This is a genomic window from Pigmentibacter sp. JX0631 (genome assembly GCF_029873255.1).
Lineage (GTDB): Bacteria > Bdellovibrionota_B > Oligoflexia > Silvanigrellales > Silvanigrellaceae > Silvanigrella.
Genome location: NZ_CP123622.1, coordinates 2,953,309 through 2,976,751, shown reverse-complemented (window position 1 = coordinate 2,976,751; position 23,443 = coordinate 2,953,309). Strand labels below are relative to the sequence as shown.

The 23,443-nt window shown below is 32.2% G+C and carries 20 protein-coding genes; 18 read left to right on the top strand and 2 right to left on the bottom strand.

What is annotated here, in order from left to right:
- Positions 1 to 4 precede the first annotated feature (4 nt).
- From QEJ31_RS12885 to QEJ31_RS12800, 18 genes are all read left to right on the top strand, one after another.
- Positions 5 to 2,083 carry a tetratricopeptide repeat protein gene (locus tag QEJ31_RS12885; protein ID WP_280590698.1) on the top strand — a complete coding sequence of 693 codons (2,079 nt, stop codon included), beginning with the start codon at positions 5 to 7 and terminating at the stop codon, positions 2,081 to 2,083.
- 41 nt (positions 2,084 to 2,124) lie between these two features.
- Positions 2,125 to 2,763 carry a hypothetical protein gene (locus tag QEJ31_RS12880; protein ID WP_280590697.1) on the top strand — a complete coding sequence of 213 codons (639 nt, stop codon included), beginning with the start codon at positions 2,125 to 2,127 and terminating at the stop codon, positions 2,761 to 2,763.
- 146 nt (positions 2,764 to 2,909) lie between these two features.
- Positions 2,910 to 3,284 carry a DDE-type integrase/transposase/recombinase gene (locus QEJ31_RS12875; RefSeq protein ID WP_280590695.1) on the top strand — a complete coding sequence of 125 codons (375 nt, stop codon included), beginning with the start codon at positions 2,910 to 2,912 and terminating at the stop codon, positions 3,282 to 3,284.
- A 155-nt stretch (positions 3,285 to 3,439) separates the two neighbouring features.
- The gene (locus QEJ31_RS12870; protein ID WP_280590694.1) at positions 3,440 to 3,988 is read left to right on the top strand and encodes a peroxiredoxin; all 549 of its coding nucleotides are present in this window, start codon (positions 3,440 to 3,442) and stop codon (positions 3,986 to 3,988) included.
- Between the two features lie 35 nt (positions 3,989 to 4,023).
- Positions 4,024 to 4,572 carry a carboxymuconolactone decarboxylase family protein gene (locus QEJ31_RS12865; protein ID WP_280590692.1) on the top strand — a complete coding sequence of 183 codons (549 nt, stop codon included), beginning with the start codon at positions 4,024 to 4,026 and terminating at the stop codon, positions 4,570 to 4,572.
- A gap of 24 nt (positions 4,573 to 4,596) precedes the next feature.
- Positions 4,597 to 5,388 (top strand): ZIP family metal transporter, encoded by a 792-nt coding sequence (locus QEJ31_RS12860; RefSeq protein WP_280590690.1) that lies wholly within the window; start codon positions 4,597 to 4,599, stop codon positions 5,386 to 5,388.
- Positions 5,389 to 5,505: 117 nt separating this feature from the next.
- Complete coding sequence (purB, locus tag QEJ31_RS12855) at positions 5,506 to 7,116, top strand: adenylosuccinate lyase (RefSeq protein WP_280590689.1); 1,611 nt, start codon at positions 5,506 to 5,508, stop codon at positions 7,114 to 7,116.
- A complete protein-coding gene (locus QEJ31_RS12850) occupies positions 7,113 to 7,916 on the top strand; it encodes a phosphoribosylformylglycinamidine synthase subunit PurQ (protein WP_280590688.1) in 804 nt (267 codons plus the stop codon). The genes purB and QEJ31_RS12850 overlap by 4 nt, the downstream gene beginning before the upstream one ends.
- Positions 7,909 to 10,419: an AIR synthase related protein gene (locus QEJ31_RS12845; RefSeq protein WP_280590687.1), complete on the top strand. Its 2,511-nt coding sequence runs from the start codon at positions 7,909 to 7,911 to the stop codon at positions 10,417 to 10,419. The genes QEJ31_RS12850 and QEJ31_RS12845 overlap by 8 nt, the downstream gene beginning before the upstream one ends.
- Positions 10,419 to 11,876, top strand: coding sequence for an amidophosphoribosyltransferase (gene purF, locus QEJ31_RS12840; protein WP_280590686.1), 1,458 nt, complete (start codon positions 10,419 to 10,421; stop codon positions 11,874 to 11,876). The genes QEJ31_RS12845 and purF overlap by 1 nt, the downstream gene beginning before the upstream one ends.
- On the top strand, positions 11,869 to 12,399 hold the full coding sequence (purE, locus tag QEJ31_RS12835) for a 5-(carboxyamino)imidazole ribonucleotide mutase (protein WP_280590684.1): 531 nt from the start codon (positions 11,869 to 11,871) through the stop codon (positions 12,397 to 12,399). The genes purF and purE overlap by 8 nt, the downstream gene beginning before the upstream one ends.
- Complete coding sequence (locus QEJ31_RS12830) at positions 12,396 to 13,589, top strand: ATP-grasp domain-containing protein (protein WP_280590683.1); 1,194 nt, start codon at positions 12,396 to 12,398, stop codon at positions 13,587 to 13,589. The genes purE and QEJ31_RS12830 overlap by 4 nt, the downstream gene beginning before the upstream one ends.
- On the top strand, positions 13,576 to 14,367 hold the full coding sequence (locus QEJ31_RS12825) for an orotidine 5'-phosphate decarboxylase / HUMPS family protein (RefSeq protein ID WP_280590682.1): 792 nt from the start codon (positions 13,576 to 13,578) through the stop codon (positions 14,365 to 14,367). The genes QEJ31_RS12830 and QEJ31_RS12825 overlap by 14 nt, the downstream gene beginning before the upstream one ends.
- Position 14,368: 1 nt before the next feature.
- Complete coding sequence (locus QEJ31_RS12820; RefSeq protein WP_280590681.1) at positions 14,369 to 16,672, top strand: phosphoribosylaminoimidazolesuccinocarboxamide synthase; 2,304 nt, start codon at positions 14,369 to 14,371, stop codon at positions 16,670 to 16,672.
- A 29-nt stretch (positions 16,673 to 16,701) separates the two neighbouring features.
- Positions 16,702 to 17,277, top strand: coding sequence for a formyltransferase family protein (locus tag QEJ31_RS12815; protein ID WP_280590680.1), 576 nt, complete (start codon positions 16,702 to 16,704; stop codon positions 17,275 to 17,277).
- Positions 17,277 to 18,233: a phosphoribosylformylglycinamidine cyclo-ligase gene (gene purM / locus QEJ31_RS12810; protein WP_280590679.1), complete on the top strand. Its 957-nt coding sequence runs from the start codon at positions 17,277 to 17,279 to the stop codon at positions 18,231 to 18,233. The genes QEJ31_RS12815 and purM overlap by 1 nt, the downstream gene beginning before the upstream one ends.
- Positions 18,234 to 18,454: 221 nt before the next feature.
- A complete protein-coding gene (locus tag QEJ31_RS12805) occupies positions 18,455 to 19,771 on the top strand; it encodes a peptide MFS transporter (protein WP_280590678.1) in 1,317 nt (438 codons plus the stop codon).
- A gap of 27 nt (positions 19,772 to 19,798) precedes the next feature.
- Entirely contained in the window at positions 19,799 to 20,668 is an 870-nt protein-coding gene (locus QEJ31_RS12800) for a mechanosensitive ion channel domain-containing protein (RefSeq protein ID WP_280590676.1), read from the top strand.
- A gap of 111 nt (positions 20,669 to 20,779) precedes the next feature.
- Here QEJ31_RS12800 and QEJ31_RS12795 read toward each other — a convergent pair whose 3' ends face one another.
- Both QEJ31_RS12795 and QEJ31_RS12790 read right to left on the bottom strand, forming a co-directional pair.
- A complete protein-coding gene (locus QEJ31_RS12795) occupies positions 20,780 to 22,330 on the bottom strand; it encodes a DHA2 family efflux MFS transporter permease subunit (protein ID WP_280590675.1) in 1,551 nt (516 codons plus the stop codon).
- 4 nt (positions 22,331 to 22,334) lie between these two features.
- Complete coding sequence (locus tag QEJ31_RS12790; RefSeq protein ID WP_280590674.1) at positions 22,335 to 23,195, bottom strand: HlyD family secretion protein; 861 nt, start codon at positions 23,193 to 23,195, stop codon at positions 22,335 to 22,337.
- Positions 23,196 to 23,443: the final 248 nt, after the last annotated feature.

Below are 23,443 nucleotides of genomic sequence, written 5' to 3'. Positions count from 1 at the left end.
CAAAATGATGAAATGCTGTTCCATAGAAAGCATCCTAAAAGCAGCAAAAATGTATGAACCGCAAATCTTTCATGAATATCTTGAAAGCGATAAATTTGCTGCCTTAATTAAAATTCAAGAGCTACACGAAAAAGCAGCATTAACTAAAGCAAAAAAAGTGGCTTTTATCGCTCCTCAATTGCCCCATCCGTGCGAACTGGAAATCTGGAATCAATGTGTGAAAAAACTAGGTGTAGAAGGTTCACTATATACTCATATTAGTGAAGAAAGAAATTTTATTCAATTTGCAAAATTATTACACAATTCAAATACACCTATTTACTTAACTTGTTACACTTTAGATTCAATGAATGAAAATAAAACATTTCTATCCGGCTTAGAAAAAGAATTAGAGGATTTTCAATTAATTATAGCTTTAGGCGAAAATTCCCTCGCAAGCTATCAAGCCGCTAAAGTGAAGCGTAGTCACCTTTCACGTTTAATTATTTGGCAAAATTCACCTCGCCCACCACATGCTAATATAGGAGCGAGATCCCCCAACGGCTCACCCTTGCCAAATATCGCAAGAGAAAGAACAGTTAGGAAAGAAGTATTAAAGAATTCAGATGTTGTTCTATGTTTTGATAAAGATGGTGCAACATGGTCATATTTAGAAGATGTCAGTTCACAAAGAATTAGAAGAGTCTCTAGAGGTATTAATTCGCAAAGATATTCCTCTGAAATATCTTCCCTTAGAAGACTTGAATTAAGAGCTTCACTAGGATTGCCTGAAACTGATTTCATTTTTTTTCACCTTGGGCCATTAGAAATTGAATCAGGCGCTCTTGATTCTGTTTTTGCTTTTAAAAATTTGCTCCAAAGCAATCCATTATTTCAAGGCAAAGCGCGTTTGTGCTTTTGTGGTACCGGTTCTGCAGGAGCAGACATAAGACAGAGCATAGTTGAATTAGGATTGGATGATCATGTTTATTTTTTAAATCCAAATGGTGAAGGTTTAAAAGAAATTCATGGAAACCAATTTTCTAGCATTATTGCTCTTTGTGATGCAGTGATTCATGCCCCAATTGCTCCAGTAAACGGAAATGCAACCAAACATTTAGATAGTACATATGATGTAATGTGTGCATTAGCATCTGATATTATTATTATTTCTAATGGTAATAACTGGATAGGAGAATGGGTCAGTCGTTTTTATAAAACATTTTCAGCAGGAAGTATTCATAGCCTAGCTCGCCTTATGCAAGAAACCATCGAGAAACAAGATAAAGTTACTAACGTTAAAAATGCTATAAAAAAAGCTTTGCTAAATGAATTTCCATTCGAAAAAAACTGCAATGAAATATCTGAAATATTTAAATCTTTAATTATCACTTTACCTACTGTTGAGATAGAAAATACCAGCAAACTTATTGCTCAAATTGAGGAAATGGTCATTGCAAAACAATATATTGATGCAATAAATTTAATTTCTCAGGCATTTCAAAAGACAAATTTGTCCGTTATTCAACAAGCAACTTTATTTAGATTGATAGGAGATTGCTTTACAAAACTTGGAGATTTAGATAATGGAGTATCAAATTATTCTAAAGCTTTAGAGCTAGATCCTTATTGTGCTAAATGTTTTATTGGTCTTGGAACAATTGCATTACAACGAAATAATTATAATATAGCTGTTCCGCAATTTCAAAAAGCTGTTAGTTTGGCACCAAACGACGATATGGCTAGTTTAGGCTTAGGTTTGGCATTTGAAGGCTTAAATGAATTAAAACAAGCGTTATCTTGGACTGTTAGAGCTTGTCATTTAAAAGCTGATAATACTGTAGCTATTTTTAATTTAGTTAAGTTATCCTTTGAAATGGAACAATTCGTTGATGCTGAAAGAGTATTAATTCGTTATTTAGGTCTCCATCCTAACGACGTAAATATGATTTATACCTTAGGAACAATTGAATTAAAGACTGGTAAAAACGATATTGCTCTTCAATTAATGGAAAATATCTTAACACTCGATCCAATGAATAGCAGAGCACATAGTTTAATCCAACAAATACAAAAGCAAGACACTATGAAAAAACCTGCTTAATTATAATTAATACTTGATTTGTCTTTGGAAGGAGAGGTTTTATGGCAGATGTTAGAGTTAACGGAAAAAGAGTTCCGCCACTTCAAAGCATTGATAATATTTCAAATTTAATAAGTAAACTGGAATCAATTGCAGTAAAAAACAATAGTGCTTTAACCTCTATCATTGTAAATAATAGTGCAATTGACATTGATAACCCTGAATATCATCGTCTAAAATTAGAGACTGAAGATACAGTAGAAGTTAAAATAGACTCCCCAGAGCAATTATCTTATGAAAGTTTACAAGTCGCACTAGATATGGCAGGGCTTCTAATATTTGATCTAAAAGTTGTTGCTGTAAGGCTATGGGAAGCAGGAAAAAGTTATGAAAAAAGCTTAGAAACCCTTTTAAATGATTGTAATCTTTTTCTTTCTTTGGGCGCTAGACCAATCTATCTCTTAAATAAAGATCCTCACAATATTGAAGAAGAAGGTCAAGATTGTCTTAAACAATTAGATCTCATTGCAAATCATGTAGAAGATGCGACATTATTAGCTGTCCATGATAGCCCAAAAGAAGCCTGTTATGTTTTAGTTGGTATGGTAAAACCTGCTTTAGAACGCTGGATTGGATTGAGTGCTAAATTTGCCCAAATCCTAGATATTAATACAGTCTCAAATAATCTGATTATATCTTAAATATTTATCCCTTTAAAAGACAAATAATATAAATAAAGCTTGCCTATAAAAAACACTTGAGATATCAAAAGGGCACTGTTACGTTACTTTTTGATTAAGGTCCGTATACATTTATTCATCTAGATTTTGAATGGGAGCTACTACTAATGGCAAGCAAAGAAAGAATTGATAAACAACATCGTTACCCTTGGGCAGTGATTGAAACTGCAGTTCAACTTTATTTTCAACAAAATATGACATTTCGTTCTGTTTCTGAAAAAATGCTCGCTCATGGTGTTGAAGTATCACATAAAACTGTTTATGAATGGGTTCAAAAATTCGGTGATAATGTTGATAAAAAATCACGTAAACGCATTCCTAGCTACGAAGTTGAAGAATCTTATGTAAAATGCAACGGTGACTGGAAATACATGTACCGTGCGCGTGATCGCCAAGATTCCACTTTAAGCATTTGTATGCGCGATAAGAAAAATCTTGCTTCTGCAAAATCTTTCTTTAAAAAGAACTTAGAAAGTAACTAATTCTTTTCCCCTTCCTAAAATAAAAATCGCAAAAGCCATAGGTTACTCTATGGCTTTTTTCATTTCAAAAACTCACGAGCAAATATTGACAATATTTAATTTTAGACTTATTCTAAATTTGTTCTTATTAAATTAATGCCCTTTAAGGAGTTTTTATGTCTAGATTATTAAGTATTGCCGAAAGATTCCCTGATTTTAGTGTCCAAGCAGTTGTTTCATTAGAAAAAGGTAAAGAGTTTAACACAATTAATTTAGCCTCTACTTTAGGCAAATGGTCTATCTTTTTCTTTTGGCCTATGGATTTTACATTTGTTTGTCCAACTGAAATAGCTGAATTTAACCAAGCTAATAAAAAGTTTCTAGATAGAGAAGCGCAAATTTATGGCGTCAGTACTGACAGCCAATTTGTGCATTTAGCATGGCGTCAACATCATCCAGATTTATTGAATCTCCAATTTCCAATGCTGGCGGATAATAAAAAAGAGCTTAGCGAAGCACTTGGAGTTTTACATCCGACTGAAAAAGTTCCTTTAAGAGCGACCTATATTGTAGATCCAACAGGAATTATTAGATGGGTAAGTGTCAATGACTTATCTGTTGGAAGAAATGTAAATGAAGTTCTGCGTACTTTAGATGCTTTACAAACAGATGAGCTTTGCCCCTGTAATTGGGAAAAAGGTCAAGATACTATAAAGTTAGCTTAAATAAGAATTAAAATTTTATACAGAAAGACTTTCTTATGGAAAATTTAGAATATTTAAATATATTTATAGATAAGTATACTGGAAATTTAGAAGGAATTATTCCAAAAGACTTAAAATTAAATTTTAGTAAACTTCTATCTAGTGGAGATTTAACTACTGACGAAAAGTTACTTTTATTAATATGCATTAGCAAAAGTTTAAACTTTCAAGATCTGTATCACTCTGTTTTGGAAGTAGCGAATCTTCGTGAGCTAGAACATTCATTAATAAATGAAGCTATACAAATTCCTGCTATAATGGGAATGTTAAATACTTACTATAAATTTAAGTATTTTAGTGAAAAGAATTTTCAAAGCAATAATGTAAATTATGGTGCACCAAATTTACGAATGCAAAGCTTAATGAATACAAAATTGCCGAAAGAAACCTTTGAGCTTCTTTCAATTGCTGTTAGTATTCTTAATAGTTGCGAGAAATGTGTTGTTGCGCATGAAAAAGCACTTTTAGAATTATCTGTTCCTGTCCAAAAAATTCATACAGTGATGAAATTTGCAGCAGTAACAAAAGGTCTCAGTTACTTATAAGAATAGATAAGGTGGTTCAATTAAGTGATAGATAATGCACATTTTATTCAAGTAATCATCATAGGCACTTCTGTTACTTTTTTTGCTTCCTGCATAGGAGCACTACCAATTTTTTTCTCAAAAAATATTTCATTAAAAATTCGAAATATTTTAATGGGAATTAGCGCTGGAGTAATGCTAGGAGCAGTTTGTTTCTCATTAATAAATCCTGCAATAAGTTTAACTGAAACTAAATTTAGTAATAAGCTAATTGTTGCAGGATATGTTTCTATTTTTCTTTTACTGGGTAGTTTTTTTATCAGTTACTTAAATGAAAAAATTCCCCATGAACATTTTCTAAAAGGAAAAGAAGGAAAAGATGTAAAATCCTTGAAACGCATTTGGTTATTTGTACTTGCAATTACAATTCATAACTTCCCAGAAGGAATGGCTGTAGGAGTCGGGCTAGGAAGTGGTGAATTGAAAATAGCCTTACCGATTATTGTCGGAATAGCGCTCCAAGATTTGCCTGAAGGACTTGTTGTTGCTTTATCTCTGAAAGCTTATGGCTATTCTAACCGCTACGCCATTACTGCCACCCTCCTCTCCGGACTAGCCGAATCTTTCGGCGCATTAATAGGATGCATTACCACCTCTTTCTCTACTGCATTATTACCTTCTAGTTTAGCTTTTTGTGCCGGAGCTATGCTTTATGTCATCTGTGGAGAAATGATCCCAGAATTGCACAAAGAAGAAATAAACAGTTCCAAAGCAACAACTGGATTTATCTTTGGATTTATTTTAATGCTTTTTCTTGATGTTGGCTTAAGTTGGTAACTATTTTATTTTTTTTATTTTTTTTCTCTTTTTAAGATTAAAGCTTGTACATTGAAATATTTTTATCTATGAGAAACTGACCGTGTAAACAAACATAAATATCCGGAGGTTTGTATCATGATTGAACGTTATTCTCGCCCCGAAATGAAAGCTTTATGGACTGAAGATGCCAAGTACGCCTCTTGGGCAGAAGTAGAAAAAGCGCATTTAGCTACTTTAGTTGATTCTGGTGAGGCCCCCCAAGAAGTTCTTTCTATCTTTGAAAAAGCTTTAAAAAACAAAGGTCCAGAAGATTTTCTAAAGCGAGAGCAGGAAACGGGTCACGATGTCATTGCCTTTGTTGCAGAAGTCGGAGATTCTATGGGTGACAAAGGTCACTTTTTACATAAAGGTTTAACAAGCTCCGATGTTCTAGATACAAGCCTTTCCCTTCGCATCCGCTCCTCTCTTTCAATCCTTACAAAAACAATCCAAAAAATCAGAGAAAATTTAGCCGAAAAATCTTTCGAGAATGCAAATACTGTATGCATTGGAAGAACACACGGTATTCATGCAGAACCTATGAGTTTTGGTCAAGTTCTCTGCAGTCATTTTGCTGAATTCCAAAGAGCGCACTTAGAAATTCTACATGCACAAAAAATAATGTCCTTTGGGAAACTTTCCGGAGCTGTTGGCACATATTCCCAAATGTCACCTAAATTTGAAGCCGCTGTGTTAACAAAACTGAATTTAGAACCAGAACTTGTAGCAACACAAGTTATTCCAAGAGACAGAATTGTAACGGTAGCAAATGCTATTTTATCCGCTACAAATGCAGTTGATCGTTTTGCTATTAATATGCGTCATTGGGCCAGAACAGAGCTTGGCGAAGTATTAGAACCTTTTGGTAAAAAGCAAAAGGGAAGTTCAGCGATGCCGCACAAAAAAAATCCAATTTTAGCTGAAAATTTATGCGGATTAGCGCGATCTATTCGCGGATATGTCGGAATGCTTTCTGAAAATGTCGCTTTGTGGCATGAAAGAGATATCTCCCACAGCAGTGTCGAACGAATAGCTTTACCTGATATTTTTGTTACAGCTGATTTTATGCTTGCACGCTGCGCATCACTTGTCGAGGGTATGCAGATTCGTCCTGAAGCTATGTTAGCTAATTTATGGAAATCTGGCGGATTATGGGCAAGCCAAAGTGTTCTTACTGCTTTGGTTTCAAGTGGAATGAACAGAACAGAAGCTTATGAATTTGTTCAGGCCATAGCATTAAATATTTCTGCTAAGGTTTCAACCGTCGGTGTTGAACAAAAACAATTTTTACAAGATCTCCTGCTAAACAAAAAGGTGAGCGAAATAGTTGGAAATAATACTTTAAATACTTTATTTGATACAGAAAGATATTTAACAACTGTTCCTGTTACTTTTAAACGTGTTTTTGGAATCACTCCTGAGGAATTCGCACGAAAAAATAATCTCTCAATCAATGCGAAAATCCCAGCATTACAAAAAGTTATTAAGGTAACTGTAGAACTTCTTCCAGATGTTCTTGACACAGAGGCTAAAACAATTGCAAACGATATGAGGTCTTCTGGAACAGACGTGCTCGATATGCGCCAACAGAAATCGTTTTTTGTTCGTCTTCCTGGTCACGCTTCTCCAGAAAATATTAACTCATACACGCAAGAAGTTTTATACAACCCTGTGATTGAGCAGTATAAGATTGAGGTTGTCCAATGATGAAAAAAACTTTAGTACCAGTTTTCCCAGGTACAAACTGTGAAAAAGAATCCTTATTATGGATTGCAAATAATTTAGAAACTAATGCTGAATTTCTAGATTTAGAAAAGCATAGTCAATTAAAAAAAGAAGAAATTGACTTTATTTTTATTCCTGGAGGTTTTAGTTTTGGTGATTATTTGCGCGCAGGTGCTTTAGCAGCAAGAACAAAAGAAATGGCTTTTGTAAAAGAAAAGGCCCTTGAAAATATTCCTATCTTAGGAATTTGCAATGGTTTTCAAATTTTATGTGAAAGTGGTCTCTTGCCAGGTGCTTTGATAAAAAATATAACCCGTCAACATCACCATTTTCCAGTTTCAATAAGAATAGATATTAGTTTTTTAGATGAATCTAACCAAGTAAAAAAGTCACTTTGGATTCCTAAATTCAAAGGTAAAATTTTAGAAAATGCAAGTAAAGTTTTTGGTAAAGAAATATTCATACCTATGTCTTGTGGCATGGGGAATTGGTTACCTCCATCTACTGAAATAGATAAAAATTTAGCAGAGAAAAATGCAGTTGTTTATTATAATTTTAACGAAAATGGAAGCTATAAATCAATTGCTGGCTTAACAAATGAAAGTGGCACTATTTTTGGGATGATGCCCCATCCAGAACGCGCATCTGAAGATATCTTAGGCGGAAATGAAGGTTTGATTTTTCTTTTAGGAATTTCACAAACAAAAAATATAGCTATAAAGCAAGGAAGTCCACTTGCTTTGTTTGTAGAACAACTGACTCAAGGAGAAATTTATGTTTGATTCAAACCTCCTAACAGCTGAATTTGTAGCTCAAGCACAGCAATTTGGTTTAAACAAAGAAGAATTAATAAATTTCTGCACTAAATTAAATAGAATACCAAGTCATGAAGAGTTAGCAGTTTGTGGTGCACTTTGGAGCGAACACTGCTCTTATAAATCTTCAAGAGTTCACTTGAAAAGATTTCACACAGAAGAACCTTGGGTTATCCAAGGACCTGGAGAAAATGCGGGTGTAATAGCAATAAATAAAAATTATGGAATTGCTTTTAAAATGGAATCTCACAACCACCCTAGTTACTTAGAGCCTTATCAAGGAGCTGCGACGGGTGTTGGCGGTATCCTGCGTGATGTGTTTTGTATGGGAGCTTATCCAATAGCAAGCTTAAATTGTCTGCGTTTTGGTGAAGGAACATGGAATGCAAAATTAATTCGCGATACCGTTCGTGGAATTGGTGACTACGGAAACTCTGTTGGTGTACCTACAGTAACAGGCGATATTAGTTTTCATAATAAGTATAGTAAAAATATTTTGGTAAATGCTTTTAATGCTGGATTAATTCATAAAGATAAAATTTTTAAAGGAATTCTTTCTGAAGAAACAACAAGTAAAGTAACAAATATTGAAAAGATAAAAATCAAACAAAATATAAATGCTGATTTGCAAAATATTTTGTTTCCAGAATCTGAAAATGTTTTAATTTATTTTGGATCTGCAACAGGACGTGATGGCGTTCATGGAGCTACGATGAGTAGCTCCGAATTTTCATCCACGGGGAACACTCTTAAACCAACTGTACAGGTTGGGGATCCTTTCGCGGAAAAAGTTTTATTAGAAGCTACATTATCGTTAATTGAAAAGAAATTAACAATAGGTCTGCAGGATATGGGTGCTGCAGGTTTAACATCTAGCTCAGTAGAAATGGCAGGTCGTTCTGGTTGCGGTGTTGCCATCGATTTAAATAAAGTTCCTCAACGTGCAAGCAATATGCAAGCATGGGAAATACTTTTAAGCGAATCACAAGAAAGAATGTTGTGCGCAGTAAAACCCGAAAATGTTTCTGCCGTTCTATCTGAATTGGAAAAATTCAATATCACTTATGCTGAAATTGGAAAAGTAAATGCTACAGGTTTATTCACATGTATTTTTGATAACACAATTGTAACTGCAACTCCAGTTCCAATTTTAGTGGATGAAACACCTAAATACAATTGGCCAATTCAAAGGAAAGAAGAATACTTACAAGAGAAAAAAATAATTAAAAACGAAGCAACAGAAAATATCTGGCAGCAAAAAAATGATACAGATAAATTAAGTTTGTCTTTATCATTAAAAAATTCAGATATTCATAATGACATTCTTTCAGATATTCAACTAGAAAATTTGATTGAACGTTATCCAAATTTAATTCCTAAACTTTTTGCGCATCCGATGAATGCAAACAGATCACCTGTATTTCATAATTATTGCTCAACTGTTCAAGGAAATAGTGTTGCAGCTTGTGGATCTTTACAAACAGCTTCCGCTGGTGTTGTCCGTTTACCTGAATATGCACAAGAATTAAATTCTAATGGAAAGTTAAGTACTACAGGAATCGCAATCGCAGGAGGCTGCGAAGAGCGTTGGGTTGAATTAGATCCTTTTCATGGTTCAGCATTAACTGCATTAAAAATTGCTAGAAAATTAGTTGCCAGTGGAGCTGTTCCTTTAGCTATGACTGATTGTTTAAATTTTGGAAGTCCCAAATCACCTGATGTAATGCGACAATTTTCAGATGCAATTGATGGAATTAATTTAATAGCAAAAGAAATGCATATTCCGATAGTAAGTGGGAATGTAAGTTTAAACAATCAAACAGAAGGTATACCAATTCCTCCTACTCCGATGTTAGGAATGGTTGGCAGAGTTGATGATGTTAACAAAGTACCTTTAGATAGATTACCTATAAGATATTTTGATAAAACTAAAGAAAAATCAATAAAGTTATATCACATTTCATTAAGTAATTCTCTTGAAAATTCAAGTTACCTTGCTTCTCAAACGGCATGGATTTTTGGAGGAGAAAATTCTGATTGTCCAAAAATTAATATAAGTAGTGAAAAAAATATTTGGAATTTCATTTTAAAAACAATTCAACTAAAGTCACCAAAAATTTCTAGACCCATAGGACATGGAGGAATGCTAGGTTCTTTAATTTCTCTAGCTTTAAATTCAAATTGTTTAATAGATTTAGAAAAAGCATTATGGAAAAAATCTAGCAAAGAATTATTTTCTGAAGGAAATATGGGCTTTATTTTAGGATTTAAAGAAGAAGAAAACTTTGAATCAATATTTAATTCTTCTATCCACACAGATATCGTTGTTACTAAAATAGCAGAATTAAAACCAATTGGATCTAATATAAGTATGCCTATATATGATCATGATCTTGTTTATTCAGATTTTTCTAGTTCCCTTAAAAAATATTTTGACACACTTTCATGCGCTGAAAAGGAAACAAAGTAATGTGCGGAGTTTTTGGAGTAACTAATACTGAAAATGCTTCAAAAATAGCTTATCTTGGTCTTTTTGCTTTACAACATAGGGGTCAAGAAAGTGCTGGCATTTCCTCAACCAATTCTACTGAAATTATTAGTCATAAGAATTCTGGTTTAGTTATTGATGTTTTCAAAGAAACAGATTTAACTAAACTAAAAGGTAATCATGCTATAGGGCATGTTAGATACAGCACTGCTGGAGGAAACTCTGACGCAAATATTCAACCACTAACTGCTCGTATTGGTGGAGTTCCTGTTTCCTTATCTCATAATGGGAATATAGTTAACTCCGAAGAAATGCGCCAATTTTTAGAATCCTCAGGCGCTATATTACAAGCTACTTCTGATACAGAACTTATTTTACATTTAATGGCTCGAAGTAGTAAAAAAGAATTTATTGCAAAACTTACCCATGCTTTTGAAGAATTATTCGGAGCATTTTCTTTATTACTCCTTACCCCGACTCATATGTATGCCGTTGTAGATGCCTGTGGATATCGACCTTTATCTCTTGGTTTAATAAAAAATGAGAGTGAAATTCCTAGCTGGGTTCTTGCAAGTGAAACATGTGCAATGGATTTAGTTGGCGCTGAATTTATCCGCGATATTTCTCCTGGAGAAATATTAAGTATTGAGCTTACTACTGGAAAAATTGAAAGCGTATTTTTTAACTTAACAACTCAACAAAGTAAAAATCTGCAACAGGCTAAATGTATATTTGAACATGTTTATTTTGCTCGTCCTGATAGCCTTGTTTGGAATATGTTAGCAAATGATACGCGTTTTGCGATGGGCGAAGAACTCGCTAAGAATAATCCTGTCCAAGCAGACATGGTTATTGCTGTTCCAGACAGTGGTGTTCCAATGGCAATGGGCTATGCTAACGCTTCGGGTATTCCGTATAAAATTGGTTTAATTAGAAATCACTACGTCGGTAGAACGTTTATTGAACCAACACAAAATGTTAGAAATTTCAAAGTAAGATTAAAATTAAATCCTGTTCGGGAAACGATCAAAGGCAAAAAAGTTATTGTTATAGATGACAGTATTGTCAGAGGAACCACTTCCCAAAAAATAGTAGAATTATTGCGAGAAGCAGGTGCGAAAGAAGTGCATATGCGAATCGCCTCCCCTCCTGTTAAGTTTCCCTGTTTTTATGGGATAGATACTCCCAAAAGACAAGATTTACTGGCGCAAGTCATGACCTCAAATGAAATGAATGATTATTTAAAATCTGACTCTCTATCTTTTCTTTCTGAAAAACAACTTCTGATTGTAATGCAAAAATTCCAAAAAAATAATAAGTTAGAAAATTCCGCCCACGAAAATGGAGGATGGTGTACTGCTTGTTTTACTGGAAACTATCAAGATAAAATTGCACAACAAAAAGGATGTGGCTTTATAAAGGAATTAAAAAATGCATAACAGCCCAATTGTTTCCATTATAATGGGAAGTCAATCTGACTACGAAACTTTAAAATATAGTGAAAACATTTGTGCGGAATTTGATATTCCCTATGAAATTCAAATCATAAGTGCCCACAGGACTCCAAAATTAATGTTTGATTATGCTGAATCTGTGAAAACGAAAGGTATTAAAGTAATCATTGCTGGAGCTGGTGGAGCTGCTCATTTACCCGGAATGGTAAGCGGATTGACTTTGGTTCCTGTTCTTGCTGTTCCAGTTCAATCAAAAGCTCTAAATGGTTTAGATAGCTTATTATCGATTGTCCAAATGCCAGGCGGAATTCCAACGGCTACGTTTGCTATTGGACAAGCAGGAGCAGTAAATGCAGCGTTATTTGCAATTCAAATTTTAGCAATGGAAAATGATGCTTTATTTAAAAAATTAGAACACTGGCGCACGATGAAAAGCATGAATGCCCTTGAAGGTAATCAAATAGTTCAAGAGAAAACTCGCAAAAATCAAGGAAAGCAAGAACCATGAGAACCATAGGAATTTTAGGAGGTGGGCAACTCGGTGGAATGCTATCTGAGGCTTTATACAATTATGGAGCTAAAGTAGTTTTTTATGATCCCGATCCCCTTTCTCCTTCTTTTCATAAATCAGCTTTTCATTATCAGGGAGATTGGAATGATGCTGAAAAACTCGAAGCTTTTTTTCGACAATGCGATTTAGTTACTTATGAATTTGAAAATGTTGCAACAGATCTCCTAAATTCTTTGATAGAAAAAACAAAAAAACCTTTATTTCCATCAGAAAATGTTCTTAAAATAACCCAAAATAGAATAGCAGAGAAAACTTTTTTACAAAAAAATAATTTACCAGTCTGTAAATTTATTGCTTGTTCAAACTTATCTGAACTCATTACTAAGGCAAAAAATTTTCCTTTTCCTTTTATTATAAAAACAGCGTATGGTGGATATGATGGAAAAGGGCAATGGGTTATTGAAAATGTTACGGCATTAAATAAAACTCTTTCTGAGATTACTACAAAAGAAAATACGTCTTTTATAATTGAAGAAAAAATTGATATTTTCTCTGAAGCTAGTTGCATAGTTGCCCGTAATTCTCAAAATATTACCGTATGTTTACCTATCTTTGATAATATTCACAAGAATCAGATATTATACCAAACAAATCTGCCCTCACAATTACCAATAACTGTACAACAAAAATTACAAAATATTGCCATTCAAGCTGCTGAAAAATTGGACGTTTTAGGCTTGTTAACTACTGAATTTTTTATTTCAAAAGTAAAAAATGATAATGTAAAGCAATCAATTGAAATAGATGATTTTCAAATTTATATTAATGAGTTCGCTCCCCGTCCGCATAACTCTGGCCATATTTCAAGAAATTCATGCACTATAAGTCAATATGATCTTCTAGCAAGAATATTATTAGATATACCAATAAATAAGCCTGAATTGTATCCCGGATATTTTTGTATGGGTAATTTATTAGGTTCTACTTGGATTAATCAAAAGAAAGAAAAAAACCTTAATTTAAGTTGTTGGAAAGATCATCCTAATATTATTTCCGTTACTTTATATGGCAAAGAATCTGCAACTAAACAAAGAAAAATGGGGCATTTTATTTGTCATGCAGAAAACATTACAGATTGCAATAAATTTTCTGAAAACTTTAGAAAGGATTTAAATGAATCTGATTAATACAAAAATGTGTTTAGGAATTGATCCAAATCCTATTGTAAAAGACTTTGAAAACTTTAAAAGCTCTGTTTATAAACATATGGAAATTTTAAGTTTTAGTTGCGGTAAATTAAGTAATTATATCATAAAACCACAGTTAGCTTATTTTTTATTGCACGGAAGTAAAGGGTTATTACTTCTAGAAGAATTAGTAGCTAAATTTCATAAAGATTATACTATTATACTTGATGGAAAATTTAACGATATTTCTACAACCTTAAAAGCTTATTTAGATTTTGCTTTTGTTACGTTAGGTGTTCATGGAATTACCATTAGTCCTTTTTTAGGTGAAAAATCGATAGAACTTGCTGTTGAACAATGTGTTGAACATGTAGGAAAAAAGGGAAGAGTTTATGTTCTTTGCGCAACTAGTGAAAATAGTAATTCAGATTTATCTTATATTCAAGATAACTGGAGAAATATTTTAACTTCCTGCAAAAAAGTTCGGGAAAATATTCTATTTAATGATCCCATTTATTCCCAAGTAACAGGAGTTGTAATTGCTGCAAACAGAGAAGAAATTCTTTTTTCTCATGAATTTATCTCGAGCGGATTAAGTGCTTTATGTCCTGGTATAGGAGCTCAAGGTGCAGATTGGAATGTTATTACAAAATGCAAAAAAATGCCAAATGAAATGATTTTTCCATTTAGTAGAGCGGTTTTTTCTGGTGGTAATATCGAGATAGATGCTATGTACGAAAATATAACCAATATTAATAAGTATTTTCAAGGATCTTAAGATGACATTAATTCAAAATATTTATATCGGAAAAGTTCGAAATAGTATATCATTATCAAATAAATTAAGAATTCTTCAAACAAGTAATAGAATATCAGCTTTTGATTTTATTTTTCCATTTGAAATAAACAATAAAGCTGAAATATTACAAGCTATTTCAACTTGGTACTTTAAAAATACAAGCCATATCATTGAAAACCATTTAATTGGATCACTGGATACGACTCATGTTTTAGTAAAAGAAGCCAAAGTTTTCCCGATAGAAATTGTAGTTAGAGGATATTTATCTGGAAGTCTATGGCGTTTATATAAAGAAAAAGGCGCAAAAGAAATTCTTAGTCAATATGGAATATATCTTCCTGATGGAATGCAACAAAATCAAAAATTTCCTGAACCCATTATCACTCCTACCACCAAAGCTGAAATGGGACACGATCTGCCTATTTCAGCAGAAATGGCTAAAAATTTAATTGGTGCAGAAAAATGGAATTTTATTGCAAAAAAATCTATTGAATTATTTCATTTTGGTAGCAAAGAAGCTCTTGCTAAAAATCTCATCCTTGTAGATACAAAATACGAAATGGGAGAATATGATGATAAAATTATATTAGTAGATGAGGTTCATACACCTGATTCTTCGCGGTATTGGATTGCAGATAAATTAGACTTATCTAATCCAAAACAAATGTCAAAAGAATTTCTTCGTGAAGAACTAATTAAGCTTTTTGGAAGTCCAGAAAATATTAAAGATAATCCTGCAAATCATCCTTTTTTTAAAGATGAAAAAATTATTTCTGAACTAATCGAAAAGGTAACAACTAGGTATCTAGAATTATATCAAACCTTTATTGGTTCTGAAAAGACTCCTCTCCAAATTGCTAATGAACAAAAAGTTGCTTGGCCAATTTTTCCAGATACTTTTAAAGAAATCATAAATGCAGCTATTATGCCAAAAAATGTTTTAGTCGTTGGTAATGGTGGCAGAGATTATACTATTTATTCTTCTTTTCAAAAACTTCCAGAAGTAAGCACAGTATTCTGTGCTGCTGGAAAAAGGCTTTGGGATTCACCAAAATTTGCAAACTGCCCTGCAACAGATGTGAATGAAATAGCTCAATTTGCTGCAAAAGAAAAAGTCGGGCTTGTCATTGCCGGTCCTGAATTACCGATTGCAAATGGTATTGCACCGGCTTGTGAAAAGTTTAATATCCCTGTGTTAGCACCCTCTTTGGCATGCGCCTCTTTAGAAGCTAGCAAAATAATTTGTAAAGAAATCGTTGAAGCAGCAAAAATAAAAACAGCAAAATCAAAAGTTATTTCATGGAGTAAATTAAAATTACTTCTCTTAAATTTTTTAGAAAATCCTAGAATTCAAGATTTTTCGTTACCTTGTGTCTTGAAGTATGATAGTCTAGCAGCTGGAAAAGGTGTTTTTGTTCTTTCAACTCATGAAGATATAAAACAAGCATTAATAACTATTGAAAATAATTTACCTGACTGGGAAATTATGACAAAATCAGTTGAAGCACCAACATATAGTAATAAAAATAATGAACCCTATTTTCTTATTGAAGAAACTTTAATAGGTGAAGAAATTTCTGTAATTGCATTATGCAATAATGAACAATTCAGACTTTTACCAATTGCTAGAGACTATAAAAGACGTAACAATAAGCAAACAGGTCCAAATACTGGTGGGATGGGAACTGTCTCCCCAGTAGAACTTTCAAATATTATAATGGAACAGGTAAAAGATACTTTTACAAAAATTTTAAAAGAATTAAACCAAAGAAATACTCCTTATCATGGTTTTTTATTTGCTGGTTTTATGATTGATAAAGACCAAAATGCTTGGTTACTAGAATTCAACTGTCGTCTTGGGGACCCCGAAACTCAAGTTATTTTACCAGGATTACAAAGAGAATTTTATATTGAGTTATATAGAACTGCAAAAAAACAAGCATTTTTATTTCCTGAAAAAAATACGACTCCCTTTCTGACAGATTCCTTAAAAAGAGTTTTTGTAGTTGGAGCTTCACCTGAATATCCTGAAAAAAATGCACCAAAAAGAAAACTTGTATTTACAAATAATATCTCTGAAGAATGTCAATTTATACCAACAGCTATTGAACCTGACCAATCAACTAGTGGTGGAAGAGCTTTTGGATTATTGAGTTCTGGTAAAAGTATTTCAATTGCGCGTAAAAATATTTACTCCCAAATTCAAAAAATTAAACTGAAAGACGCTGAAAATACTTTTGTTGATCCACATTATCGCACTGATATAGGGCAAGAGTTTGAATAAATGCAAAGCTTAAATGAGTTGGGTTTAAAATGATATTAGTATTAGCAAGTGGAAGTGGAACTAATTTTGCAGCTCTTGCAAAAGAGTTTGAGCAAAAAATTTCTGGATTAATATGTAATAATCCAGAAGCTAAAGTGATAGAAAAAGCCAAAGCTTCAAACATAAATGTGCATATTATAGCGCATAAAAACTTTTCTTCGAGAGAAGATCATGAAAAAAAAATAGTTGAATGTATTGGTAAATATAAAGAAATAAAGCTTATTATTCTTGCTGGATATATGCGAGTATTAACAGCTACTTTTTTTTCAGAACTTAAAACAACTTTTAATAATACATTACCATTAATTATAAATTTACATCCAGCACCACTCCAACTTTATAAAGGTGCTCATGCATATGAATATGCTGTAAATAATAAATTTTCGCATTGGGGTTTAAGTGTGCACAAAGTTATTCCTGAATTAGATTCAGGAGAGGTTTTGAAATACATTTCTTTTCCTTTGTTTCCTTATGAAAGTGCTCAAGAGTTAATAAATAGAGTACGTCCTTTAGAGCATCAAATTCTTATAGATACCGTCCATTCAATCTTAGGAGATAAAAAATAATGACAAGTAAAGAATATGAAAAGGCTGGAGTGAGTATTCATGCAGGAGAATCTCTTGTTGATAAAATAAAGAAAATAAACCCAAGTATTGGTGGTTTTGCAGGACTATATCAACTTGATGCTGATAGATTTTTAGTAGCTTGCACTGATGGTGTGGGCACTAAATTGGAACTTGGAATTAAAATGCAACGCTACGAATACTTGGGTCAAGATCTTGTTGCTATGAGTTTGAATGACTTGATAGTCTGTGGTGCAAAACCTTTATTTTTTTTGGATTATTATGCAACTGGAAAACTAGATGTCGATATTGCGCACAGAGTTATTAAAGGAATAGTTAAAGCTTGCCAAGAGTGTGGCTGCATTTTACTCGGCGGCGAAACAGCTGAAATGCCAGGATTCTACGATAATAATAAATTTGATTTGGCGGGTTTTGCTGTTGGTGAAGTCTATCAAAAAGACCTTATAGACGGAAAAAAAATAGTGTCAGGTGATTGCTTAATAGGTTTACCTAGCAGTGGGTTCCATGCAAATGGATATTCTCTTTTAAGAAAAATTATGAATGACCATAAACTATCCTTAGAAACTCCATTTGAAAGAAAAACTTTAGGAGAATACTTAACGGAACCAACAAAATTATATGTGAAAGAAATTACAAATTTAAAATCTATTGTTCCTATAAAAGCAATGGCACATATAACAGGTGGTGGACTCACAAATATTAGTAGAGTTCTTCCTGAAAGTTTTGTTTTTGATATTGATAAAAGTAAAATTCCTACTCCTCCCATAATGAAATATTTTAAAGATCTAGGAAAAATTTCTGATGATGAAGCTTACAATGTTTGGAATATGGGATTGGGTTTTTGTCTAGTTGTGGCTCCAGAACATGTTCAAACTGTAAAAAATACAATACCAAATTCATTTGAATTTGGAAAAATAATCCCCCTTCATCCAAAATAAACTGCGACAAATATAAAAAAAATAATTTTAGAATTTATCTTAAAAAATTAATTTATTTTTTATTTTATTAAATTCATTCAATAATTTAAATATTTTAGTTACTTTTTACAATAAAATTAAGTTTGCTTATTATTACAACAATAGTTGTCAAGCTATCTTCTTGAGATTAAGATTGGGAAAATTAAATATTCACCCTCTCTGGAATCAGAAAGATCAAAAACATGACTACTAAAATACGTCAGCCGAAAGGTATGTATGTCTTAGCGTTTACCGAAGTATTTGAAAGATTTAGCTACTACACTCTTTCTTTTTTGTTAGTTCTCTATGCGTCTTCACCAATAAGTTCTGGAGGGCTTGGCTGGAGCAACGAAAGGGCACTTGAATTAGTTGGTATTTATACTTTAGCTGCATACACCTTTCCTATTATTGGATCATATATTGCGGATGACTATATAGGAAAAGGCAAAGCAGTTATTTTTGGTGGATTTACTATTATTTTGGGGCATTTTTTCATGCTTTTTTCAAAAAATGAAAGCATGTTTTATTTAGCCTTATGCTGTGTTGCGCTAGGAACGGGTTTTTTCAAGCCATGTATGCCCTCATTGCTTGGCGATTTATATAAAACCAATGATAGCCGCAGAGAATCTGGGTTTAACTGGTATTACCTAGGGATAAATATTGGTGCCATGGTAGCAGGAATAAGCGGTGGTCTTTTGACAAAAGAATTTGGTTATCCTATCGCACTCGCTTCTGCAGGTGTAGGAATGATCTTGGGAATGGTAGTTTTCTTTTTAGGAAAAAAACATTTAGTTCTTGAATTTACAAAAAAGTCAAAAAGAAATAAAGAAGCTCAAAAAAAGCATATGACAAAAATACAAAAGAAAGCTTTGTATTGTTTGATTCTTGCATTTGTTTTCTTTGCAATTTGGACAACAGTTTATAATCTTGCAGTTTCCGGCACTTTAAGCTTATATATTGAAAAGTTCACTAATCGCACGTTATTTAATTATGAAATTCCAACAACTTTTTTTATGTCACTTGAAAGCTTTACTATTATCGTAGTAACACCAATTATTACTTATACTTTAGCTAAATTAGCGCTTAAAAATAAATATCCACATTTTTTCTCTCAAATGAATTTCGCCATATTTGTTTCTGTATTAGCAATATTTTATTTGACTTATTTATCATTTATTGCAAAAGATATTACAGAAGGCACAAAACCTTTTGTCCACTATCAAATTATGTTATTTATCATTTTACTTTCTATTAGTGAGACTATTATTTCCCCTGTTATGATGTCTGCCATAAGTATAATGGCTCCATTAAGATTTAAATCTCTTTTCCAATCTTTTTACCTAGCTTCTTTTGGTTTGACCAGTTTCTTAGCAGCAAAAATTGGTAGCCAATCACTACATGCACCATTTGAAACTTTTATGATTGTGAGTATTGTAATTTTGACTTGCGGTGTAGTTTATTTTATTGCTCGCCCTAAAATGATCAAAATTGCTAATGAAGCAGCAAAAGATCAAAAATAATAATTATTCTAATATTTTAGGAAGAAAATGTTCTCTTTAGATTTAAAAGATTTTTATTTACAGCATGTTGTTACGACCTTTGTTTTCTTCTTAACTTTTCTAGCTCTAAGATTTTTAGTTATAAAGCAAATATCTAATTTAAAAATTTCTTCCGCTGAAACTAAAAGAAGTATTATTGTTAAAGTAAATAACTTATTTATTATCATTATATTTCTGTCCATAATTACAATTTGGTCTGACGAAATAAAGACAATGGCTCTTTCTTTTGTTGCCATTGCTGCGGCCATTGCAATTGCCACTAAAGAATTTATTTTATGCTTTATAGGTGGAATTTATTACTGGTTAGCCAAACCTTTTTCTGTTGGGGATAGAATAGAAATTTCTTCTTTCCGTGGTGAAGTTATTGATTTTAAATTTCTAAGCACTAAAATAATTGAAATTGGGCCTGGTAAGGATCATTCGCAATATACTGGTAGAATGCTTATTATTCCAAATAGTTTATATCTTACAAATACAATAGCAAAAGAAAGTCACCATGAAAAATTTACTCTTTATTCGTTTATAGTTCCTATCGAAAATAATGCAAATTGGCATGTTGCTGAAAAAAATTTATTACTTGCTGCGCAGAACGCGTGTAAAGGTTTTTACAACGATGCAAAAGAATTTTACGCCAGCGAAGATCACTTTTTTGTATTGGGACCAGTCAATATTGAACCAAGGGTACAAATTGTAATTCATTCTCCAAAGCAAATAAATTTAATTGTAAGAATTCCTTGTCCATCTCTGCAAACAAATCAAATACAACAAAATATTATTCGCTACTATTTAGAATTGCAAACAACAAAAAATATTGAAAACATAAGTGATGAAATTAGAGCTGGTGTAACGACTATGTAACTTCTTTTCAATCTAAAGTTTTTGTCACAACTTCTTTTAAATAATAGTTGATAATTCAAACTTAAGTTACAATACATGAAATATAAAGATTTTACTTTAAATTGAAATAATTTAATGTGCATCTGTAACTGCAACCACTTTCTTTTTTAACTTAATTAAAAACAATGGAATAAAAGAAATTGAAAAAATAACCATCATAATTCCTACTAATTGTAAGAAACTTAACATAAATATTTGTTGCTGTACCCTATGATAAATACTAGCAACACTTGCAGTCATATAATCTGTAAATCCTACTTGATTAGGAAATTTAGTTGCCAGACCGTGGATATTTCCATTCAATTCATTTGCAGCATTAATATTTAAAGAGCTTAGACTAGGTAACAATTCATTATAGTTACTACTTAGTTTCCTTGCCAACATGGTATCTATAAAGGCTATCCCCATACTTCCACCAATTTGTCTAAATAAATTTAAAAAACCAGAAACTTGTCCTAATTCGTAGCCACTAAATTGGCTCAAAATTGTAGAATTTATAGGAACAAATAAATACGCTAAAGCTACGCCTCGAACAAATAGCATATATAAAACATAATCTTTTGAAGTAAAAGACGAAAAAAATGTCATCATTACTAATGAAAGCTCAACCAAAACTAAGCCAATAAAAATCAACCGACGAGGATCGGCAGTTTTTTGAATTTGTTTTCCTATAAAAGGCATACAAAAGGCTGTTAAAATTGATCCAGGAATAAACATTGCACCAATTTGAACGGCATCATAATTATAAGCCCTATTTAAAAATACTGGTAAAATAAAAACAATTCCAAATAAATAAAATCCTAAACAAGCCATAAGAGTAATACCACTAACAACAATAGGCTCTTTAAACAAATGTAAATTTAGTAAAGGATTTTTAACCTTAAATTCCCAAAATATAAAAGAAATTATACTTACCAAAGAAATAATTGCACAAGCTAAAATTAATTTTGAATCAAACCATTCATCAGCTTGACCTCTTTCAAGCATAAATTGCAAACAACCGATTCCTAGAACTAACAAAATAAAACCTAAGATATCTAATCTAACTTTATTGCTTCCATGATTTTCTCTATTTTTAATACAAGTATATCCGACTGCTAAAGTTAGAAGTCCGAGTGGCAAATTAATATTAAAAATAGATCGCCATCCATAATTATCAGTTAAGTATCCTCCCATTACAGGACCTAAAGTAGGGCCTATCATAACGCTCATTCCAAAAATAGCTCCAGCAATTCCTGCTTTTTCCGGAGGAAATTGTTCATAAATTAAAGCCTGTGAAGTCGGTAACAAAGCACCACCAGCAATTCCTTGCAAAATTCTAAAGATAATTAAAGAGGTTAAATTTGGAGCAAGACCACAAGCCACCGAAGTAACTGTAAAAATAAAAATACAACTTAAATAGTATTGTCTTCTTCCAAAACGCTCTCCAAACCAAGCTGAAATTGGTAATACGATTGCATTGGCGACAGTATAACCTGTTATAACCATACTAACATCTTCTAATGTTGCACCTAAATTTCCCATCATCGTTGGAATAGCTACGTTTACAATTGATGTATCAATAATTTCAAGCAATGAAGCCATAACTGCAACAAAAATAATTAATTTAGAATTTGCATTCATAGAGTTAATTCCGTTGTTTCTTTAATTTTATAAATGCGGATAAACCATTTTTTAACAGGATAATATCTTGTTCCGTTAATGAATTAATATTTATTCTTACTGGAACCCTTTGGACAACTTTTGTAAAATTACCTGTTGCATTATCAGGAGGAAGTAAACTAAAGGTAGCTCCTGTTGCTGAACTTATTGAAAAAACGTTGCCCTTAAATTTTTTATTAGTATAAGCATCAACATCAATTTCAACTTCTTGCCCAATTTTTAGGTATTCAATTTCTGTTTCTTTAAAATTTGCCGTTACCCATCTTTCATTAGTATCTACAAATCCTACTAAGGCTGTTCCAAGTGATGCTAATTGACCGACCTCAGCAGATTTTTTTGAAATAATACCATTTGTAGGTGCTAATATTTTTGTATATTCTAAATTTAATTCAGCTTGCGAAATAATGGTCTCTAAACTTTCTTTTTGTGCCCGTAGATCTGAAACATTAGCGAAACTAGTATCATATTGTTGCTTTGTAGAAGCTCCAGTATTAAAAAGGCTTTCAGTTCGCTTGAAAATAGATTCAGCATCTTTTAATTTTGCTGATAGGGATGACAAATTATATTTTGCTTGTTTCAATGCATTAAGATAGTCCCTATCATCAATTTCAATTAAAATTTCTCCTTTTTTTACTTTTTGCCCTTGAATGATATTTACTTTAGTAATATAGCCACCTACTTTTGCAGATAATATGGTTGAATGTCCTTCAATTTGCGCGTTATCTGTAGATAAGTAAATATAATTATCATAAATAAAATAGGTAGCTAATATAGAAGCAATAAAAAGAACAACTAGTAATAAAATATTTTTTTTAGTCAATTTCATTGAAAGTAATTATCCCCAATTTTTTTATTTTAACTTAACAATATATTGATTTGATAACACATTAGTAAATTAAAATTATTCATAATATCAAAAAAGATCAATATTTTATTACATCAAGTCATACCTTGAAGAAAAAATATCTTACTATAGCAATTAAAATGGATCCTACATTTGAACATCTAACATAGAGCATGCCTAAAGGCAACTAAATGTCACAGATAGGAAGAAAGTGACTGCAAAACATTGAC

Bases quoted from the DNA above. Each gene is read 5' to 3' on its own strand.
- QEJ31_RS12885 (WP_280590698.1), top strand. From the start codon at position 5: ATGATGAAATGCTGTTCCATAGAAAGCATCCTAAAAGCAGCAAAAATG.
- QEJ31_RS12880 (WP_280590697.1), top strand. From the start codon at position 2,125: ATGGCAGATGTTAGAGTTAACGGAAAAAGAGTTCCGCCACTTCAAAGC.
- QEJ31_RS12875 (WP_280590695.1), top strand. From the start codon at position 2,910: ATGGCAAGCAAAGAAAGAATTGATAAACAACATCGTTACCCTTGGGCA.
- QEJ31_RS12870 (WP_280590694.1), top strand. From the start codon at position 3,440: ATGTCTAGATTATTAAGTATTGCCGAAAGATTCCCTGATTTTAGTGTC.
- QEJ31_RS12865 (WP_280590692.1), top strand. From the start codon at position 4,024: ATGGAAAATTTAGAATATTTAAATATATTTATAGATAAGTATACTGGA.
- purB (WP_280590689.1), top strand. From the start codon at position 5,506: ATGATTGAACGTTATTCTCGCCCCGAAATGAAAGCTTTATGGACTGAA.
- QEJ31_RS12850 (WP_280590688.1), top strand. From the start codon at position 7,113: ATGATGAAAAAAACTTTAGTACCAGTTTTCCCAGGTACAAACTGTGAA.
- QEJ31_RS12845 (WP_280590687.1), top strand. From the start codon at position 7,909: ATGTTTGATTCAAACCTCCTAACAGCTGAATTTGTAGCTCAAGCACAG.
- purF (WP_280590686.1), top strand. From the start codon at position 10,419: ATGTGCGGAGTTTTTGGAGTAACTAATACTGAAAATGCTTCAAAAATA.
- purE (WP_280590684.1), top strand. From the start codon at position 11,869: ATGCATAACAGCCCAATTGTTTCCATTATAATGGGAAGTCAATCTGAC.
- QEJ31_RS12830 (WP_280590683.1), top strand. From the start codon at position 12,396: ATGAGAACCATAGGAATTTTAGGAGGTGGGCAACTCGGTGGAATGCTA.
- QEJ31_RS12825 (WP_280590682.1), top strand. From the start codon at position 13,576: ATGAATCTGATTAATACAAAAATGTGTTTAGGAATTGATCCAAATCCT.
- QEJ31_RS12820 (WP_280590681.1), top strand. From the start codon at position 14,369: ATGACATTAATTCAAAATATTTATATCGGAAAAGTTCGAAATAGTATA.
- QEJ31_RS12815 (WP_280590680.1), top strand. From the start codon at position 16,702: ATGATATTAGTATTAGCAAGTGGAAGTGGAACTAATTTTGCAGCTCTT.
- purM (WP_280590679.1), top strand. From the start codon at position 17,277: ATGACAAGTAAAGAATATGAAAAGGCTGGAGTGAGTATTCATGCAGGA.
- QEJ31_RS12805 (WP_280590678.1), top strand. From the start codon at position 18,455: ATGACTACTAAAATACGTCAGCCGAAAGGTATGTATGTCTTAGCGTTT.
- QEJ31_RS12800 (WP_280590676.1), top strand. From the start codon at position 19,799: ATGTTCTCTTTAGATTTAAAAGATTTTTATTTACAGCATGTTGTTACG.
- QEJ31_RS12795 (WP_280590675.1), bottom strand. From the start codon at position 22,330: ATGAATGCAAATTCTAAATTAATTATTTTTGTTGCAGTTATGGCTTCA.
- QEJ31_RS12790 (WP_280590674.1), bottom strand. From the start codon at position 23,195: ATGAAATTGACTAAAAAAAATATTTTATTACTAGTTGTTCTTTTTATT.